General features: G+C 69.6%; 15 protein-coding genes. 4 read left to right on the forward strand and 11 right to left on the reverse strand.

Annotated elements, in window-relative coordinates:
- Positions 1-124 precede the first annotated feature (124 nt).
- On the forward strand, positions 125-3,595 hold the full coding sequence (locus FHX60_RS09390; RefSeq protein WP_183283167.1) for an adenylate/guanylate cyclase domain-containing protein: 3,471 nt from the start codon (positions 125-127) through the stop codon (positions 3,593-3,595).
- On the forward strand, positions 3,592-4,233 hold the full coding sequence (locus tag FHX60_RS09395) for an HD domain-containing protein (RefSeq protein ID WP_183283168.1): 642 nt from the start codon (positions 3,592-3,594) through the stop codon (positions 4,231-4,233). Before FHX60_RS09390 ends, FHX60_RS09395 begins: the two co-directional genes overlap by 4 nt.
- On the opposite strand, the gene FHX60_RS09400 is transcribed toward FHX60_RS09395, so the two are convergent.
- The 3 genes from FHX60_RS09400 to FHX60_RS09410 all read right to left on the reverse strand — a co-directional run bounded on the left by FHX60_RS09400 (position 4,214) and on the right by FHX60_RS09410 (position 8,041).
- The gene (locus FHX60_RS09400; protein WP_112776605.1) at positions 4,214-5,245 is read right to left on the reverse strand and encodes a patatin-like phospholipase family protein; all 1,032 of its coding nucleotides are present in this window, start codon (positions 5,243-5,245) and stop codon (positions 4,214-4,216) included. The genes FHX60_RS09395 and FHX60_RS09400 overlap by 20 nt on opposite strands.
- 169 nt (positions 5,246-5,414) lie before the next feature.
- Complete coding sequence (locus FHX60_RS09405; protein WP_183283169.1) at positions 5,415-7,559, reverse strand: xanthine dehydrogenase family protein molybdopterin-binding subunit; 2,145 nt, start codon at positions 7,557-7,559, stop codon at positions 5,415-5,417.
- Complete coding sequence (locus FHX60_RS09410) at positions 7,556-8,041, reverse strand: (2Fe-2S)-binding protein (protein WP_183283170.1); 486 nt, start codon at positions 8,039-8,041, stop codon at positions 7,556-7,558. Before FHX60_RS09410 ends, FHX60_RS09405 begins: the two co-directional genes overlap by 4 nt.
- 143 nt (positions 8,042-8,184) lie before the next feature.
- Between FHX60_RS09410 and FHX60_RS09415 the strand changes: the two genes are divergently transcribed.
- Positions 8,185-9,051, forward strand: a complete 867-nt coding sequence (locus FHX60_RS09415; protein WP_260163806.1) for a LysR substrate-binding domain-containing protein — start codon at positions 8,185-8,187, stop codon at positions 9,049-9,051.
- Positions 9,052-9,145: 94 nt separating this feature from the next.
- On the opposite strand, the gene FHX60_RS09420 is transcribed toward FHX60_RS09415, so the two are convergent.
- From FHX60_RS09420 to FHX60_RS09450, 7 genes are all read right to left on the reverse strand, one after another.
- Entirely contained in the window at positions 9,146-10,636 is a 1,491-nt protein-coding gene (locus tag FHX60_RS09420; RefSeq protein WP_183283172.1) for a M81 family metallopeptidase, read from the reverse strand.
- 19 nt (positions 10,637-10,655) lie between these two features.
- Positions 10,656-11,939 (reverse strand): Zn-dependent hydrolase, encoded by a 1,284-nt coding sequence (locus tag FHX60_RS09425; RefSeq protein WP_183283173.1) that lies wholly within the window; start codon positions 11,937-11,939, stop codon positions 10,656-10,658.
- 50 nt (positions 11,940-11,989) lie between these two features.
- Positions 11,990-12,694, reverse strand: coding sequence for an ABC transporter ATP-binding protein (locus FHX60_RS09430; protein WP_183283174.1), 705 nt, complete (start codon positions 12,692-12,694; stop codon positions 11,990-11,992).
- Positions 12,691-13,467, reverse strand: a complete 777-nt coding sequence (locus FHX60_RS09435; RefSeq protein WP_112776598.1) for an ABC transporter ATP-binding protein — start codon at positions 13,465-13,467, stop codon at positions 12,691-12,693. Before FHX60_RS09435 ends, FHX60_RS09430 begins: the two co-directional genes overlap by 4 nt.
- On the reverse strand, positions 13,464-14,459 hold the full coding sequence (locus FHX60_RS09440) for a branched-chain amino acid ABC transporter permease (protein ID WP_183283175.1): 996 nt from the start codon (positions 14,457-14,459) through the stop codon (positions 13,464-13,466). The genes FHX60_RS09435 and FHX60_RS09440 overlap by 4 nt, the downstream gene beginning before the upstream one ends.
- Entirely contained in the window at positions 14,459-15,316 is an 858-nt protein-coding gene (locus FHX60_RS09445) for a branched-chain amino acid ABC transporter permease (protein ID WP_112776597.1), read from the reverse strand. Before FHX60_RS09445 ends, FHX60_RS09440 begins: the two co-directional genes overlap by 1 nt.
- A gap of 111 nt (positions 15,317-15,427) precedes the next feature.
- The gene (locus tag FHX60_RS09450) at positions 15,428-16,630 is read right to left on the reverse strand and encodes an ABC transporter substrate-binding protein (RefSeq protein ID WP_112776596.1); all 1,203 of its coding nucleotides are present in this window, start codon (positions 16,628-16,630) and stop codon (positions 15,428-15,430) included.
- 427 nt (positions 16,631-17,057) lie between these two features.
- Between FHX60_RS09450 and FHX60_RS09455 the strand changes: the two genes are divergently transcribed.
- Complete coding sequence (locus FHX60_RS09455) at positions 17,058-17,882, forward strand: FadR/GntR family transcriptional regulator (protein ID WP_112776595.1); 825 nt, start codon at positions 17,058-17,060, stop codon at positions 17,880-17,882.
- Between the two features lie 28 nt (positions 17,883-17,910).
- Here FHX60_RS09455 and FHX60_RS09460 read toward each other — a convergent pair whose 3' ends face one another.
- Entirely contained in the window at positions 17,911-19,125 is a 1,215-nt protein-coding gene (locus tag FHX60_RS09460; RefSeq protein ID WP_183283176.1) for an aminotransferase-like domain-containing protein, read from the reverse strand.
- Positions 19,126-19,127: the final 2 nt, after the last annotated feature.

The raw sequence follows: 19,127 nt of genomic DNA on the forward strand, positions 1-19,127 counted from the left end.
GATCGACGGCGGCCGCGGCACCGAAGCTGTTCGCGTCACATGCGGGTCGCCTTGCCACCTCCCCTTATCCCGCCTCTAATAGATCCAGGTACCGTCAGGCTGGCAACGACGGCCGGGAGGCGAAATGCGCTGCAGCCAATGCGGCTTCGGCAACCTTGCTGGCGCCAACTTCTGTGAGGCGTGCGGGGCGCGGCTTGCCCGCGTGTGCCCGCAATGCGGCGCGGAGGCCACCGCGGCGGCGCGGTTCTGCCGCGTCTGCGGCGTCGGCCTGCCCGACGCGCCCGCCACGACTGCGCCTGCGCCCGCCGCGCCGCGCCAGGACAGCCCGGCGCCGGTCCACTACACCCCGCCGCACCTGGCCGGGCGCATCCTGGCCGAGCAGGCGGCAATGGAAGCCCGCGGCGAGACCGCGGGCGAGCGCAAGACCATTACCGCGCTGTTTGCCGACATGGCCGGCTCCACCGCGCTGACCCAGGACCTGGACCCGGAGGACGCACGCCGGCTGATCGATCCCGTGGTGACGCTGATGATGGAAGCGGTCCACCACTACGAGGGCTACGTCGCCAAGTTCCTCGGCGACGGCATCCTGGCGCTGTTCGGCGCGCCCATCGCCCACGAGGACCACGCGCTGCGCGCGCTGTACGCGGCGCTGCGCATGCAGGATGCGATGCACCGGCACAGCGACCGCGTGCGCCTGGAGCAAGGCATTCCGCTGCAGGTCCGCATCGGCATCCATACCGGCGAGGTGGTGGTGCGCTCGATCCGCAAGGACGACCTGCACACCGACTACGATCCGGTCGGGCACACCATCCATATCGCCTCGCGCATGGAAGGCATCGCCACGCCGGCGTCGATCCTGGTCAGCGAGTCGACCCACAAGCTGACCGAAGGCTATTTCGAGTTCACGGCGCTGGGCACCACCAGCGTCAAGGGCGTGCGCGAGCCGCTGGCGGTGTACGAGGTGATCGGCCCGGGAGCCTTGCGCACGCGGCTGCAGGTGGCCGCGCACCGCGGCCTGGCGCGCTTCGTCGGGCGCCAGGACGAACTTGCGCACCTGAACGCGGCGCTGGAGCAGGCCAAGGCCGGCCACGGGCGCATCGTCGCCGTGGTCGGCGAGGCCGGGGTCGGCAAGTCGCGCCTGTTCCATGAATTCAAGGTCAGGTCGCAGCAAGGCTGCCTGGCGCTGGAGACGTTCTCGGTCTCGCACGGCAAGGCCTTCGCCTACCTGCCGCTGATCGAGATGCTGAAGAACTATTTCCAGATCACCGCGCACGACGGCGACCGCAGCTGCCGCGAGAAGCTGACCGGCAGGCTGCTGACGCTGGACCGCTCGCTGGAAGAGCACCTGCCCTACCTGCTCTACCTGCTCGGCGTGGTCGAGCCCGACTCGCAGCTGCCGACCATGGACCCGGCCCTGCGGCGCCAGCGCACCTTCGAGGCGATTGCGCGGCTGCTGGTCCGCGAAAGCCAGAACCAGCCGCTGGAAGTCATCTTCGAGGACCTGCAATGGCTCGACGGCGAGACCGAGGCCTTCCTCAACATGCTGGTCGAGCATGTGCCCGGCGCGCGCATCGTGCTGCTGGTGAACTACCGGCCCGAGTACAGCCACCGCTGGGAAGCGGGCGCGCATTACTCGCAGCTGCGCCTGCAGCCGCTGGGTCAGGCCGAGGCGCAGGAGCTGCTGACCGCGCTGCTCGGCGACGACCCGAGCCTGGCGCCGCTGAAGCGGCTGATCCTCGACAAGACCGAAGGCAATCCCTTCTTCATGGAGGAAGTGGTCCAGACCCTGGCCGAGGAAGGCGCGCTGCTGGGCCAGCCGGGCAGCTACCGCATCGAGAAGGCGCCGGCGCTGCTGCACATCCCGACCACCGTGCAGGGGGTGCTGGCCGCCCGTATCGACCGGCTGCCGCTGGCGCAGAAGGAGCTGCTGCAGACCCTCGCCGTGATCGGCAAGGAGTTTCCGCTGGGCCTGGTGCTGCGCGTCACCGGCCTGCCCGAAGAGCGCCTGCATCCGCTGCTGCGCGACCTGCAGGGCGCCGACTTCATCTACGAACGCCCCGCCTTCCCCGAGGTCGAGTACGCCTTCAAGCACGCGCTGACCCAGGAAGTGGCCGGCAGCTCGCTGCTGACCGAGCGCCGCAGCGCCCTGCATGAAAGCTCGGCGCAGGCAATCGAGGCGATGTTCCACGGCCGGCTCAAGGACTACTGCAGCGAACTGGCCCACCACTACAGCCACAGCGGCAACGTGCCGAAGGCGGTCGAGTACCTGCACTGCGCCGGCCAGCAGGCGCTGCAGCGCTCCGCGCAGGAAGAAGCAATCCGGCACCTGAGCGAGGCCATTGCCCTGCTCAAGCGCCAGCCCGACAGCGGCGAGCGCGCGCGCCTGGAACTGACGCTGCTGCTGACGCTGGGGCCCGCGCTGATCGCGGCGCGGGGCCAGGCCTCGCCCGAGGTCGAGGCCAATTACCGGCGCGCGATGTCGCTGTGCGAGCAAGGGCGGCAGACACCCTATGTGTTCTCGGCGCAGCTGGGCATGTGGGCGTTCTACCAGCTGCGCGCGCAATACCAGGTGTCGCTGCCGCTGGCGCGGCGCCTGCTGGCGCTGGCCACCGAGTCGCAGAAGCCCAAGCAGCTGGCCGAAGGCCACCGCGCGCTGGGCGCCACGCTGTTCCGCCTGGGCCTGCTGGAAGAAGCGCGCGCGCATATGGAGGCCGTGCTGGCCGTGCCGCACCCGGAGCACTCCGCCTATGACTTCCTGACTGGCTACGGCCGCGACCCGATGGTCCATGCCACCAGCACGTTGGCCTGGATCCTGTGGTACCAGGGCTTTGCCGACCAGGCCCTGGCGCGCAGCCGCGAGGCGCTGGCGCTGGCCCGCGCGCGCCCGGATGCCTACAACCTGGCGCTGTGCCTGGTGTTCGCGGCGGAACAATACCGCTGGCGCCGCGATCCCGCGCAGGCCAGGGAGTATGCCGAAGCCGCCATTGCCATTTCGGGCGAACAGGGCTTCCCGATCTACCTGGCCTGGGGCACCGTGCTGCAGGGTTGGGCGCTGTCCGAGCAGGGCAGCCACGAGGAAGGCATTGCGCGGATGCGCCGCGGCCTCACGGCTTACGAGGCCACCGGCGGCGAACTCGGCATGCCGAACCTGCTGGCGATGCTGGCCGAGGCCTGCGGCAAGGCCGGCCAGCCAGCCGCCGCGCTGGACGTGCTGACGCGCGCGCAGGCCATGATCGAAGAAACCGGCGAGCGGCTCGATGAGGCCGGGGTCTATCGGCTGCGCGGCGACTTGCTGCTGCAGCTGGCCGCGCCCGATGCCGGTGCCGCCGCCAGCCATGAAGCCGAGGCCTGTTTCCAGCGCGCGCTTGCAGTCGCGCACGGCCAGGGCGCCAGGCCGCTGGAACTGCAGGCCGCGCTGAGCCTGGCCCGGCTGTGGCAACGCCAGGGCAAGCGCGACGCCGCGCGCGAAGCACTGGCGCGCATCCACGGCAGCTTCAGCGAGGGCACCGATGGCGCCGACTGGCAGGAGGCGCGGGCCCTGCTTGCCGAGCTTGCCGACGACGCGGCCCGCGACACGGGTGCGGCGCGCGCATGACTACCGCCGCCGCCAACCCGCTGCAAGAGCGCTTTGTCGCGCTCTGGACCCTGGCGGGCGGCACGCGCGCGGCGGACGCGTATGCCGACCTGGCGCGCTGCTACGGCGAGCCGACCCGGCACTACCACACCCTGGACCATGTGCGCCGCTGCCTGCACGACCTCGACTGGGCGCGCAGCGCGATACCGGATGCCGCCGACGTGGAACTGGCGCTGTGGTGCCATGACGTCATCTACGTGCCCGGCGCCGCCGACAATGAAGCGCGCAGCGCGGCGTGGCTGCAGCAGTGGTCCGCCGGCACGGTCGCCGCCGCCGGGCGCGTCGCCACGCTGATCCTGGAAACCACGCACGCCGACGTGCCCGCCAGCCTGGCCGGGCGCTTCACCGCCGACATCGACCTGGCCGCGCTGGGATACAGCCGCGCGCGCTTCCAGGACAACGGCGCGCGCCTGCGCGCGGAGCGCACCGACCTGGACGATGCCGCCTATGACGCCGCCGAGCGGGCCTTCCTGCAACGCCTGCTGGCCAGTCCCCGCATCTATGCCACCGACCTGTTCCGGTCGCGCTACGAGGCGCAGGCGCGTGCCAATCTGTCCTGGCGGCTGGCCCAGCCGGCGACTACAGGAATTCGCCGGTGATATCGACGCTGGAGCGCTGGCCCACGCAGTCATAGTTGCGATCCAGCCAGAGCGTGGCGGCCTGCCGGCCCTGGTCGCGCAGCGTGCACAGGAAGTCCCAGTCGGCGTTGTACTTGGTCGAGACCCCGAGCGCGGCCATGGTCTCGTCCGAGCGGATCGAATGGATCCACATCTCCTTCATCTCGTTGCGGTCGATCTTGCCCTGCTGGATCAGCGTGGTGACGAAGCCGATCGCCCGCATCTCGCGCATCAATGACGAATTGAAGCTGACCTCGTTGACCCGGTTCAGGATCTCCGCCGCCGTGGTCGGCACGCCGCGGCGCACGATCGGGTTGATGTGGACGATCACGACGTCGTGGGTCTCGCAGTGATAGATCAGCGGAAAGATCGCCGGGTTGCCGACATAGCCGCCATCCCAGTAATGGTGGCCGTCGATGCTGACCGCCTGGAACAGCGTGGGCACGCAGGCCGAGGCCAGCACCGCGTCCGCGCTAAGCTCTTCCTGCGCGAAGATGCGGATGCGGCTGGTCTCGATATTGGTCGCGCACAGGTACAGGCGGATCGGGCAATGCGCGCGCAGCGCCGCGAAATCCACCTGGCCGAGCAGCACGTCGCGCAGCGGATTGGCATTGCCCGGGTTGAACTGGTACGGCGACAGCAGCCGCAGCGTGATGTCGGCCATGGCGTACAGCGGCGAATGGTTCAGACCCAGGGTATGGCTGCCCTTGAACCACGGCAGCCAGCGCAACGGGTTGAAGCGCTGCGCCGAGTGCGCGATGGCCTCCCAGAAGTCATGCAGGGCCTGGCGCGCGCCTTCGCTGCCGCCCTGCATCAGGCCATAGGCCAGCACCGTGCCGTTCATCGCGCCGGCGCTGGTGGCGCTGACGCCCTCGATCACCAGCCGGCCGTCTTCCAGCAGGCGGTCCAGCACGCCCCAGGTAAATGCGCCGTGCATGCCGCCGCCTTGCAAGGCCAGCGCCACGGGCTTGGCTTGGACAGGCTCGGGCGGCATAGGCGTGTTCCCCTGGGCGGCGACAAGGCGCCATGCTCCAGTGTAGGGAAGAACCGCGCCCGGGGCGTAGGGCGCCGTGCGTGGTATGACACACAGCGCGGCGCCGCTACGTCATGATGGTCCCCGCGATCGTGGCAGCGGCATCACTTGCGGACGTGCCCGCACCCCGCTATGCCAGTTCGAACCCGTGCCGCGCCAGCGGCAGCGAGCGCAGGCGCTGGCCAGTCGCGGCAAACAGCGCATTGGCCAGCGCCGGCGCCAGCGTCGGCACCGCCGACTCGCCCACGCCGCCGATGCGCTCGCCACTGGGCGCCAGCACCGCCTCGAAGCGCGGCGTCTGCGCCAGCCGCAACAGCGGATAGTCGTGGAAGTTGGATTGCTGCACGCGCCCGTCGGCAATGGTGATGGCGCCAGTCATGGCCGCGCTCAGGCCCCAGATGCTGGCGCCCTCCAGCTGGCGCTCGACCGTCGCCGGGTTGATCACCGTGCCGCAGTCGATGGCATTGACGACGCGGTGCAGCGTGATGCGCTGGCCCTGCACCGACAGTTCCACCACCGTCGCGCACAGCGAGCCCCACGCCTGCGACAGCGCCACGCCGTGGCAGCGCCCTGCCGGCGCGCTGCCCCAGCCGACGTGCTGCGCCAGGCGCTGCAGCAAGCGCGCCGGACGCGGACGGTCGGCCAGCAGGTTCAGCCGGAACTGCAGCGGATCGGCTTTGGCGTGATGGGCCAGTTCGTCGATGAAGCTCTCGGCAAAGAAGGTGTTCTGCGTATAACCCACGCCGCGCCAGAACCCCACCGGCACGGCAGTATTGACCATGGCATGGCGCACCGCCACGTGGGGCAGCGCGTAAGGCAGGTCGACCACCCCTTCGACCGATTTCGGGTCGACCCCGCCCTTGACCCGGTCCGGGAAATTGCGGACATAGATCGACGAGCACGCCAGGCGCGCATCCAGCGCGCGGATGCCGGCCCCGTCCGGGGCCAGCACCGCGCTGAAGCGCGCCGCCGCCGCGGGCCGGTAGAAATCGTGCTGGATGTCTTCCTCGCGCGACCAGATCAGCTTGACCGGCTGCCCCGCCGCCTTCGATGCCAGCGCGGCCTGGACAAAGACATCGAACTCCTCGCGCCGGCCGAAGCCGCCACCGACGAAGGTCCCGTGCACGGCGATGCGATCGGCAGGCAGCCCAAGGGCGCCCGACAGCCGCTGCGCGATCTCGCCGCAGACCTGGGTCGGACCCCAGATCTCGGCGCCGTCGGCGCGCACATCGGCGGTGGCGTTCATCGGCTCCATGGTGGCGTGGGCGAGGTATGGCACCTCGTATTCGGCGATGTAGGCCTGCGCTTGCTGCAGCTGCGCGTCCGGGTCGCCGTGGCGCAGCGCCACCGCCGAGGCATGGCGCGCGGCATCGCGGTAACCGGCCATCAGCGCCGCGTCGCTGGCCGGCTTGCCTTGCGGCAGCTGCCACTCGGGCTGCAGCGCGGCCAGGCCCTTGCGCGCGGTCCAGTAGCTGTCGGCCAGCACCACCACGGCATCGTCCAGCGGCACCACGCGCCGCACGCCGCGCAGCGCCAGCGCCGGCCGGGCATCGACCCGGCGCAGCGTGCCGCCGAAGGCGGGGCACGCCATCACCGAACCCACCAGCATGCGCGGCACCCTGACGTCGACGCCGAACACCGCGGCGCCGCGCGTCTTCAGCGGAACGTCGAGCCGGTCCGTCGGGCGGCCCAGCAGCTTCCAGTCGCTCGGCTCCTTCAGCGCCACGCTGGCCGGGCGTGGCAGCGTGGCAGCGCGCGCGGCGAGCGCACCGTAGCCCAGCGCGCGCCCGCTGGGCTCGTGCCGCACCACGCCCTGCACGGCACGGCACTGCGCCACCGGCACGCTCCAGCTTTGCGCGGCGGCCTCGCGCAGCATCTCGCGCGCGGTGGCGCCGATGCGGCGCAGCGGCTCGAACGACCAGCGCGCCGAGGTGCTGCTGGCGGTCGCCTGGACCTTGAACATGCGGTTGTTGTAGACCGGGTCGGTCGGTGCAAGCTCGGCCCGCACCTGGCGCCAGTCGCACTCGAGCTCTTCGGCGATCAGCATGGGTGCGGAGGTCATCACGCCCTGCCCCAGCTCGGCCGATGGCACCATGATGGTCACGCCGCCGTCGGCATCGATGCGCAGCCAGGCGTTGACGTCGTCCGGATCGCGCGCGGGCGCGCGCGCCTCGGCGGCCTTCGCCAGCGGCAGGTGAAAGCCCAGCACCAGCGCCGCGGGGATGGCGCCGGCGGCTTGCAGGAAACGGCGGCGGCTTGTGTGGAGATGGCTCACGATGACGCCCTCGCCTTGGGATCGCCCGCGTTCTGCGCGGTGGCCGCGCGCAGGATGGCGCGTTCGATGCGCGGATAGGTGCCGCAGCGGCACAGGTTGGTGATGCCGGCGCGGATATCCTCCGGGCGCGGCGACGGGTTGTCCTTCAGCCAGGCGCAGGCGGCCATGATCATGCCCGACTGGCAATAGCCGCACTGCGGCACCTGCTCGGCAATCCACGCACGCTGGACCGGGTGCGAATTGTCGGCCGACAATCCTTCGATGGTAGTGATGTCGGCGCGCGCTACGCTGCCGACAGGCGTGATGCAGGCGCGCGCCGCCTTGCCGTCGACATGCACGGTGCAGGCGCCGCACAGGCCGGCACCGCAGCCGAACTTGGTGCCGGTATAGCCCAGGTAATCGCGCAGCACCCACAGCAGGGGCATGTCGCGTTCGGCCTCGACGGCGTGACGCTTGCCGTTGATCTTCAACTGCAGTTTCATGGGGGTCTCCTCGTTGCGCACCGGCTTCGGGGCGGCCGGTTCGGTGCGGCCCAGTATCGGCCGGGCGCCATGGCGGGACAATCGACTTGTTTTGCCAGCACCTGTGAGGCAAGATCACAGCCATGATCCGCAGGCTCCCCTCGATGCAAGTGCTCCAGGCCTTTGCCGCCACCGCGCGCACGGGCAGCATGACGCGCGCCGCCGATGCGCTGTGCGTAACGCATGGCGCCATCAGCCGGCATATCCGTGCGCTGGAGTCACAGCTGGGCTGCACCCTGTTCCTGCGCGCCGGCCGCCAGCTGGAGCTGACCGCCACCGGCCGCGAACTGGCCGACGACCTCGATCGCGCCCTGCGCGCGGTGGAGCTGTCGCTGGCAGGCGCGGCCGAGCGGCGCGCGCGCGAACGCCAGTCGCTGCATGTCAATGTCAGCCCCGAACTGGCCGGCGCCTGGCTGGTGCCCAGGCTGCCGCAACTGCGCGAGGCGCTGCCTGGCCTGGACCTGTCCATCGCCGCCACCACCGAGGATCCCGACTTTGCCCGCTCGGACCTCGACGTCAGCCTGCGCTACGGCCCCGCGCCCTTCACCGGCTACCAATGCCTGAAGCTGCTCGACGACGACATCATCGTGGTGTGCAGCCCAGGCTTCGCCCAGCGGCACGCCGGCATGACCGCGGCCGACACCGCGCAACTGCCGCGGCTGCGGCATGCACGCTTCCGCTGGTCGCAGTGGGGCGCGGCTGCGGGCGTGGCGCTGGACGAGCCCGAGGACGGCATCGTGTTCGACTGCCGGGCACTGTTGATCGAAGCCGCGGCCAGCGGGATGGGGCTGGCGCTTACGCGGAGCTTGCTGGCACGCGAGGCCATCGCCGCGGGGCGGCTGGTGCAGCCGCTGGTGGACAGTTTTCCGGCCAGCCATAACTGCTACATCGTATGGCGTGGGGATAATCCAAAGCAGGGGCTGATACGGGGTTTTGCGGAGTGGTTGCGGGAGGTGGCTTTGCGGGGGTGAGGGCCGGCGCATCCACGAAGTCAACCGCATCAATCCGTGCAGACCAATATCCCCGGCCCCTCAGTCCTTAAATCCCCTTCCCCGCCAACCATTCCTATCCCGCCCAGTCAGCACTATCGTCGAGCGGATAAACCGGCCTGCTCACCTTGCGAAACGGAAAGCGCTCGTAGCGCGAACTGGTAACGCCCTCCCCGTCGCACTCCACCACCGCCCTGGCGATCGGCACGAACACCGGGCGGCAGTACATGCGTGACTTCAGCAGCAGGAACTTCGCCCGGTGCGGATCGATGCCGATATGGGTGAAGATGCCCAGGTCCCAGTGCTCTTGCGGGGTCTCGGTCACGATCACCTGCGCCGCGCCGATATCGAGCAACGCGGTGCGCCCCATGCGGATGCGTTGTCCGGTGTAGGTCGGCCCGGTGATGGTGTACTCGCCGTCGCTGATCGCGGCGACCGTGCCGGTCAGCGGCCTGGCCTGCGGATAGACCTCCAGCTGCGGCAAGGGCACCTTGTCGCCGACGGGCAGCGTGATGCTGGCGCCGACGCCGGCGTCGACCAGCGCTGCGACCGCCTCAGGGTCGCACACGGGTCCGACCGCGATGCCCGTCAGTCCCTGCGCCAGCGCTTCGTGCAGCACCGCCATGTTGTCGCAGGTGCCGCCGGACATGCAGTTGTCGCCATGGTCGAGCAGCAGCACCGGGCCGGCGCCCGCAGGGTGCGCGCTGTCGGCCAGTTGCGCGGCGCGCGCGATGGAACTGGCCAGCGGTTCTGCCTGGTAGCCAAAGGCATCGCGCTCGGCCCACGCCTGCGCGGCGATCCGGCCGGCGACCTCGTCGGCCTTGGCCTGGTCGCCGTCGCCGACCACGATCACGCTCAGGCAGGGCGCGGCGATGTCGGCCAGGCCGAAGCCGGCCAGCACCGACACCGCCAGCATGCCATCCCGCTCGGCCTCGCGCGCCAGCGCGACGGCGCGCTGCATGGCGCCTTCGTCGGTGCGGCTGCGCAGGGTGTGGGTGATCAGCGGCGGGCGCCGCCACGCCATCACCGGGCGCACGCGTCCCGCGACCATGTCGAGCAGCAGCCGGCCGGCGTGCTCGCCGGTTTCGTACATGTCGACGTGCGGATAGGTCTTGAAGCTGACCGCGATGTCGGCGTGGTCGATCAGTGCCTGCGTGATGTTGCCGTGCAGGTCCAGGGCGACCGCGACCGGCGCGTGCGGCAGCACGGCGCGCAGGCGGCGCAGCAGGTCGCCTTCGCCGTCGTCGATGTTGTCGGCCACCATCGCGCCGTGCAGGTCGAGCATCACCGCATCGCAACCATGGGCCGCCGCGATGATGGTGTCGCACAGGTGCGTATACGCATCGGCGGCGACGCGGCCGCTCGGGTTGGCGCCGGCGATCACCGGCACCACGATCTCGGCGCCGGCGGCCTCTGCCAGGTCGATGAAGGCGGCGGCCGCGGTGCGGGTGCCTTTGGCGGCGCGATAGGCGTCGTCGCCATAGGCCGGCGTGAACGCAGCCAGCGGCGTCGGCACCGGTGAAAAGGTGTTGGTCTCGTGGTTGAGTCGGGCAATCAGGATCTTCATCGGGCAGTCCGTTCCGGTGTCATGGCCGCGTGGCGGCATCGAGCATGGCGCGCAGCAGGACGTTGCAGCCAGCCTCCAGGTCCTCGGGCCGCGCGTCTTCGATTTCGTTGTGGCTGATGCCGTCCTTGCACGGCACGAAGATCATCGCCGCCGGGGCGACGCGGGCCAGGTAGACCGCGTCATGGCCGGCGCCGCTGATCACGTCCATGGCGGAATGGCCGAGCCGCCGTGCGGCGCCGCGCACCGCCTGAACCAGCCGCGCATCGAACGGCTGCGGCGGGAAGTACACCACCTGCTGCAGCTCGATGTCGATGCCGCTGCGCGCCGCCAGCGCGGCAACCTGCTTACGCAGCGCCGCGTCCATCGCGGACAGCACCGTGTCGTCGCCGGCGCGCAGGTCCACCGTCATCGTCACCCTGCCCGGGATGACGTTGCGCGAATCGGGATGCACGCCCAGGCAGCCCACCGTGCCGCGGCCATGCGGGGGATGATCGAGTGCGATGCGGTTGACGATGCCGACCAGCTCGGATGCCGCCAGCAGCGCGTCCTTGCGCAACGCCATCGGCGTGGGCCCCGCGTGTGCTTCCATGCCGGTCAGCACCACGTCATACCAGCGCTGGCCGAGCGCGCCGGTGACCACGCCGATGGTGGTGTCGTTGGCCTCCAGCACCGGACCCTGCTCGATATGCGCTTCAAAGTAGGCGCCGACCGGGCGCACGCCGACCGTTTCGGGTCCGGCATAGCCGATGGCCTGCAGCGCCTGCCCGACGCTGATGCCGTCGCGGTCGCGCTGCTGCAGCACGTCCGCCAGCGCGAACTCGCCGACGAACGCGCCCGAGCCCATCATCACCGGCACGAAGCGCGAGCCTTCCTCGTTGGTCCACACCGCCACCTCGAGCGGGGCATCGGTGACGATGCCCGCGTCGGCCAGCGTGCGCAGCACTTCGATGCCGGCGAACACGCCGTAGTTGCCGTCGAACTTGCCGCCGGTCGGCTGGGTATCGATATGGCTGCCGGTCATCACCGGCGGCAGGGCGTCGTCGCGGCCGGCGCGCCGCGCAAAGATATTGCCGATGGCATCGATGCGCACCGTGCATCCGGCGGCTTTGGCTTCGGCAATGAAGAAGTCGCGGCCCTGGCGGTCCAGGTCGGTCAGCGCCAGCCGGCATACGCCCCCCTTGGGCGTGGCGCCGATGGCGGCCAGGCGCATCAGGGTGTCCCACAGGCGCTGGCCGTCGATGCGCAGGTCGGCGCGCGCGCCGGCGCTCGCCGCTGCCGCGCGCGCAGCTTGCAATGTCGTCATGTCATTCCTCGTCTGGGTCGGCCGGCATCGCGGCCGCCGTCATCCATGGTTCAGGCCGCCAGCCCGACGCCGAGATAGCGGTCCTTGACCCCCTCGTCGGCGCGGAACGCGTCGTTGTCGCCGGTATAGACCACCCTGCCCTGCTCGATGATCACGTGGCGGTCGGCCAGTTGCGTGCACACCTCCAGGTTCTGCTCGACCAGCAGGATCGGCACGCCGGCGGCCTTGATCACCCTGAGCTGCGCCACGATCTCTTCCACGATCACCGGGGCCAGCCCTTCGACCGGCTCATCGAGCATGAGCAGGCGCGGATGGTTCATCATGGCGCGCCCGATCGCGAGCATCTGCTGTTCGCCGCCGGACAGCTGCGCGCCGCCGTTGCCGCGCCGCTCGCGCAGGCGCGGGAAGATGCGGTAGATGTCCTGCAGCTGCCACGGCGAATCGCGGCGCGCGGCCAGCTTGAGGTTCTCTTCCACCGTCAGCAGCTTGAAGATGCCGCGGTGCTCGGGCACCAGGCACAGGCCTTCGGCGGCAATCCGGTGCGGCGCCATGCCGGCGACGTCCTTGCCGCGGAAAACGATGCGCCCGCCGCGGGGCTGGACCACGCCTGCGATGGCCTTCAGCGTGGTCGACTTGCCGGCGCCGTTGCGCCCCAGCAGCGTTACCAGTTCGCCTTCGCCGATCGCCAGCGATACGCCCTGCAGCACATGGCTCTTGCCGTAGTAGCCATGGATCTCCTGTACATCGAGCATCATCCCTTGCCTCCGGTGATCATGTTGCCGAGATAGGCCGCGCGCACGCGCGGATCGCCGCGCACGGCCGCGGGCGGCCCTTCCATCAGCACCTTGCCTTGCTGCATCACGGTGACGGTGTCCGAGATATCCATGACGATGTCCATGTTGTGTTCGATCAGCACGACGGTGTGGTCCGCGGCCAGCCCGCGGATCAGCCGCTTCATCGCGCCGAGGTCGTCGACGCCCATGCCCGACGTGGGCTCGTCCAGGAAGATCGCGCGCGGCCGCGCCGCCAGCGCCATGCCGACTTCCAGCCGGCGCTGCTGGCCGTGCGACAGCACGCCCGCCGCGCTGTCGGCGACGCGCCCCAGCTCCAGCCGTTCCAGCACCTGGTCGACCACCTCGCCACAAGCGAGTTCGCCCACCGGCAAGCGCCATCCGCTCATGGCCTTGCGCGGCGACGTGCCCAGCGCGGCGAGGCGCAGGTTCTCGCGTACCGGCAGGCTCGGGAACAGGCTGGTGACCTGGAACGAGCGCGCGATACCGCGCTGCACGCGCTGGTAGTCGGCTTCGCCCGTGACGTCCTTGCCGTCGAAGACGATGCGGCCGGCGCTGACTTCCTTGGTGCCGGTCAGCATGTGGAACAGCGTGGTCTTGCCGGCGCCGTTGGGGCCGATCACCGAATGGATCGTGCCCGGCATCACGCGCAGGTCGACCCCGCCCAGCGCCATGAACTTGCCGTACTGCTTGACGATGCCGGTGGCTTCCAGGATGGGGGTGGTGGCGGTATTCATGCGCGTTCCTCCTGTGTGGCGGGCGCGCGGCGCACGCCGCGCAGTCGATCCCATAGCGTGGCGCCCAGCCCCCACAGCCCGCGCTGCATGAACAGGCTGACCGCGATCAGCAGGAAGCCGAGCAGCATCAGCCAGCGCGGCCACAGCGTCGACAACCAGTCCGCCAGCAGCACATAGAAGGCCGCGCCCAGCACCGACGCGAAGATATTGCCGGTGCCGCCGATCACGGTCATCACCAGGATCATCTCGCTGGCGTGGTAGTCGATGTTGGTCAGCGGCGCGATGCCGGTCAGCATGGCGTGCAGCGCGCCGGCCAGCCCGGTCACCGCGCCGGAAACCATGAACGCCAGCAGCTTGAACGCCTTGACGTTGTAGCCGACCGCCAGCGCGCGCTCTTCGTTGTCGCGGATCGCCAGCAGCGTGCGTCCCAGCACCGACTCGGTCACGCGCAGCACCGCCAGGAACACCGCCAGGAACAGCACCGCGACAAAGCCATAGAACTGCCATGGCGACGCCAGCGGCACCAGCGCATGGCCGGCCACCGACAAGGGCGGACGCGGGATATCCAGCAGGCCGTTGTCGCCGCCGGTGATGCCGGGCGCGGTATAGGCCAGGAAGTAGAACATCTGCGCGAAAGCCAGCGTCAGCATCACGAAGTAGGTGCCGCGCTGCCGGATCGCGAACCAGCCCACCAGCGCCGCCGCGGCCGCGCCGGTCGCGATCGCCAGCAGCAGGGCCAGCGGCATCGGCAGGCTGGCGCGGGTCAGTGCCAGCCCCACCGCGTAGCTGCCCAACCCGAAGAAGATACCCTGGCCGAACGACAGCAGGCCGGTGTAGCCGAGCAGCAGGTTGCAGGCCATGGCGGCCATCGCGTAGATCAGCACCTCCGTGGCAAGCGTGCCGGAGCGCATCGTCAGCGGCAGCAGCAGCGTGACGCCAAGTGCCAGCCACCAGAAGCGGTAGCGCAAGAGCCATTGTCCTTGCATAGCCATCATCCCCTCCCCAGCAAGCCATGCGGACGCAGCAGCAGCACCGCGGCCATGGCGACATAGATCATCAGCCGCGCGCCTTCGGGCCACAGCGTGCTCATCAGGCTCTGCACCACGCCGACCAGCAGGCCGCCCACCAGCGCCCCCGTGAAGCTGCCCATGCCGCCGACCACCACCACGATGAAGGCCACGCCCAGCGCCTCGACGCCCATGAACGGCTCGGCGCCGCGGATCGGCGCGGCCAGCACGCCGGCAATCGCCGCGGTCGCGGCGCCGAGCGCAAACATCAGGCTGAACAGCCGGAACACATTGATGCCGAGCAGCGACACCATCTCGGTGGATTCGCTGCCCGCGCGCACCGCGCTGCCCAGGCGCGTGCCTTCCAGCAGCCACCACAGTCCGATCGCCAGCAGGCCGGTGAAGCCGATCACGAACAGGCGGTACTTGGGATAGACGAAGTCGCCCCACATCACCACACCCTGCAGCGCATCCGGCGGCGGCACGTCGACGCCGAGCGGCCCCCAGCCGACGATGATGAGTTCCTGGATGGCGAGCGCCAGGCCCACCGTGACCAGGATGTGGAACTCGTGCGGCTGCGCGTAAACGTGGCGCAGCATGACCTTCTCGGTCAGCCACGCGAGCGCGCCGATGATGATCGGAGCGAATACCAGCGCCACCCAGAAGTTCATGCCGATCTGCAGCGCCTGGAAGCAGAGATAGGCACCGAGCGCATAAAAGGCGCCATGCGCGAAATTGACGAAGCGCAACAGGCCGAACACGATCGACAGGCCTACCGCCAGCAGGAAGTAGAGCATGCCGATCCCGACGCCGTTGATCACCTGCAACAGATAGACGTTCATGAGTCGTACGGATGTAGGAAGCCGCCATGCCGCGCGCGACTGCGCGGCACGGTGCCTCGGTGTGCTTCAGTGTGTGAATCGCCGGGGCGGCGGCCCCGCGGCGTCAGGGCATCAGGCCATCTTGCACTGGGTCTGCTCGACCGGCAGGAAGGCCTTGCCGACGCTGACGATTTCGGCGTAGTCGTCCTTGTCCTTCATGCGCGACCTGGCCTTGCCCTTGAGCAGGTAGTAGTTTTTCAGCACCTGGTGGTCGGCGGCGCGAATTTCCTCCGGCCCGGTCAGGCCCTCGTACTTCATGCCTTCGAGCGCGGCGACCACCGCCTTGGGATCGGCGCTGCCGGCCTTGATCATGCCGTCCACCATGATCTTGGTGCAGATATACGAGCCAGCCAGGCTGTAGTTGGGATTGGCCTTGAACTTGGCCTGGGTGCGCTTGACCAGGTCGCGGTTCAGCGGCGTATCGACACCGTGCCAGTACTGCGCGCCGAAGTACACGCCCTCGCACAGGTCGGCGCCGAGCGACTCGAACTGCTCCAGCCCCGAGGCCCAGGCCAGCAGGATGGTGGTGTTCTTCTTCATGCCGAAGCTGACCGCCTGGCGCAGCGTGTCGGCGGACTGCGAGCCGAAGTTCAGGATCAGCAGCACGTCCGGCTTGGCGGCCAGCGCATTGGTCAGGTAGCCGCTGAATTCCTTCTCGGTCAGGGCATGGTAGCTGTTGCCCACGTGCTCGATGCCCTTCTCCTTGAAGATCGCCTTCGCCGCCGACAGCAGCCCGTCGCCGAACACGTATTGCGGCGTGATGGTGTACCAGCGCTTGGCCTTGGGCATCGATTCGATCAGCGGCCGCACGGTGCGCTCGATCGCGCCGAAGGTCGGCACCGACCAGCGGAAGGTGGCGCGGTTGCAGTCCTTGCCGGTGATCTCGTCGGCCCCGGCGGTGGTCACGAACACGCCGCCGAACTTTTCCGCCTCCTTGCCCATGGCCAGCGATTCGGACGACAGGATGCCGCCCGCGAAATAGCGCGCCGCCTTCTGCTGCGCCAACTCCTGCACCTTGCGCACCGCGGTGGCGGGCTTGCCTTCAGTGTCGAGCACGCTGTAGCGCAGCGGCCGGCCCAGCACCTGTCCGTACTGGTCAATGGCGAGCCGCATGCCCAGGTCGGCGAACTTGCCGTTGGCGGCGAAGGCGCCCGACATCGGCACCGGGCAGCCGAACTCCAGCGCCTCGCCCGCGGCAAGGGCGCTGCGGCCATGGATCAGGGAGGTGGGGACGGCGGACAGCGCCGCCAGTTTCAGCAGGTCACGACGATTCAAGGCTCACTCCTCGTTCTGTGGGGATTGGGCTGCACGGGGCGAAAGTCCGGCCAACGCCATGGCCTGGCGCTGCCCCGTCTCCCCGACATGCTGGTGACTTTCGCCCGGCGCCGACACTGCCCGAGCAAGAATCGAACCTGTTTATTCTATTTATACGTATAAATAGAATAGAATCATCTTAGGAGTCGGCCGGAATCGTTGTCAACAAAGGAAGGGTCAGGGTTTACGCACCCTCGGCGCATCGCCTCATGTGCCCGGCGCATGGGGCGACGGCGGGCAGAAAGGTGCGGGCAGCGGGCATGGCCATGCCAGCCAATCGGGCACCATGCACGCCCCTGGGGCAAGCCGCGGCCCTGCGCCGGCGCGCTTGGCTAGAATGCAGGCGCCCGGTCGTCCATGGCTGGCGGCGCATGACAAGGAAAGAGCAATGGCGATGTTTCGGGAGGGCAAGACCGGTTCCATCGAGATCCGCAAGCAGAAGCGCGCGGACCTGGTGGCGGAAGAGCTCAAGCGGCTGATCACCCAGCGCAACCTGCGCCCGGGCGACAAGCTGCCGCACGAGGTCAAGCTGCAGCAGATGTTCTCCGTCAGCAAGAGCACCATCCGCGAGGCACTGAAGTCGCTGGAGGTGCAGGGCCTGATCCGGGTCAGCACCGGGCCGGCAGGCGGCGGCACCATCGTGGAAGTGCCGCTGGACCGCACCTTCCAGCTGATGCAGAACTACCTGTTCTTCAAGGACGTCGGCATTGCCGACATCTACACCGTGCGCCGGCTGCTGGAGCCGGAACTGGCCGCCGGCGCGGTGCCGCATCTGACCGATGACGATTTCCGGGCGCTGGAACGCACCATCGACCTGTGCGACCCGGCCTCGGCCGCGGCCGCGACGCCGCTGCTGGACCAGCGCCAGGAAGACCTGACCTTCCACGACATCCTGGCCGCGGCCAACCCCAACCCCATGCTGCGGTTCTCATGCGAGCTCATCAACGAGATGATCCGCCAGCTGGTGGTGTTCGCCAACGACACCCCTGCGTGCGAGCACGAGAAATTCGGCGCGGCCAACGTCAAGTTCCACAAGCGCATCGTCGAGGCGGCACGCCAGCGCGACGCCGAGACGGTACGCGCGCTGATGTCGGCGCATATGGAAGAGTGCACGCATTACGTCACGCGCATGAACGGGCGGGTCCATGGCCGGCTGGTGCTGGACTCTGAAATGCCGCGGCGCGGCCGGATGCTGCCGGCGGACGACGAATGAACCGCGGAGCGGCGCACCCGCTATCGCGTCAGCCAGCCGCGTCCAGGCGCGCCGCCGCCCGCTTCAGCCGCGCCACGCCTTCGGCGATCTGCTCCGGCGCCGCGCCAGCGAACGAGAGCCGGAACGCGGGCCGTGGGCGGCGCTGCGCGTAGAAGCCCGCGCCGGGTACGAACAACACCTTTTCGGCGATCGCATGCGGCAGCAGCGCGGCCGCATCGTCGACGCCTTCCAGCGCGGCCCACAGGAACATGCCGCCGGCGGGCAAGGCAAAGCGGATGCGCTCGCCGAAGGCCTGGCACAGCGCCTCCGCCAGCCGGTCGCGCTTGTCGCGGTAGAACGCGATCTCGCGCTCCACCTGCGCGCGCAGGCGGCCGTCCGCCAGGTATTGCGTGACCGCCAGCTGGATCCACGGCGGCGTGCAAAGGTCCGACACCTGCTTGGCAATCACCGCGCGGCGGATGATTTCCGGCGCGGCCACCATCCAGCCGATGCGCAGGCCGGGCGCGAGCGTCTTCGACAGGCTGGCCAGGTGCACCAGCCACGGACGGGCGCCGGGCACCTGGTCGCACAGCGCCAGCAGCGACGGCGGCGCGGCGCCGTCGAAGCTCAGCGCGCCATAGGGATCGTCTTCGACCAGCACCACCTGGTGCCGCGCCGACAGCTCCAGCAGGCGCAGCCGGCGCTCGGGCGACAGCGTGGCGCCGGTCGGGTTGGCGAAGGTCGGCACGGTGTAGATCAGCCGCGGGCGCACCGCGCCGTCGGCCAGCATCGCCGCAAGCGCGTCGACGTCCATGCCGTGCCGGTCGGACGGCACCCCGCGCACCTCGGCACCGGCCAGCCGCAGCGCCTGCAACGTCGCCGAATAGGTCGGCTCCTCGACCAGCACCACGCTGCCCGGCTCGACCAGCGCGCGCACCAGGAAATCGAAGCCCTGCTGCGAGCCGCTGGTGACCAGCAGTTGCTCCCGCGTCACGGCGGCACCGCGCCCGGCCATCAGCGCCACCAGGGCGTCGCGCAGCGCGGGGGCGCCTTCGGTGGCGCCGTACTGCAGGCATTCGGCGGGCCGCTCGCGCAGCACCCGCGCGGACGCGGCGCCGATGCCGTCGGCATCGAACAGCGCGGCGGACGGGTAGCCGCCCGCGAAGGAGATCATCTCCGGGTCCGACAGGTACTTGAACAGCTCGCGGATGGGCGAGCCTTCCGGCTCGCGCAGCGCGGGAACGAACGGGTAGGCGGCGGTCATGG

Source organism: Cupriavidus alkaliphilus (assembly GCF_014191175.1).
Taxonomy (GTDB): Bacteria; Pseudomonadota; Gammaproteobacteria; order Burkholderiales; family Burkholderiaceae; genus Cupriavidus; species Cupriavidus alkaliphilus.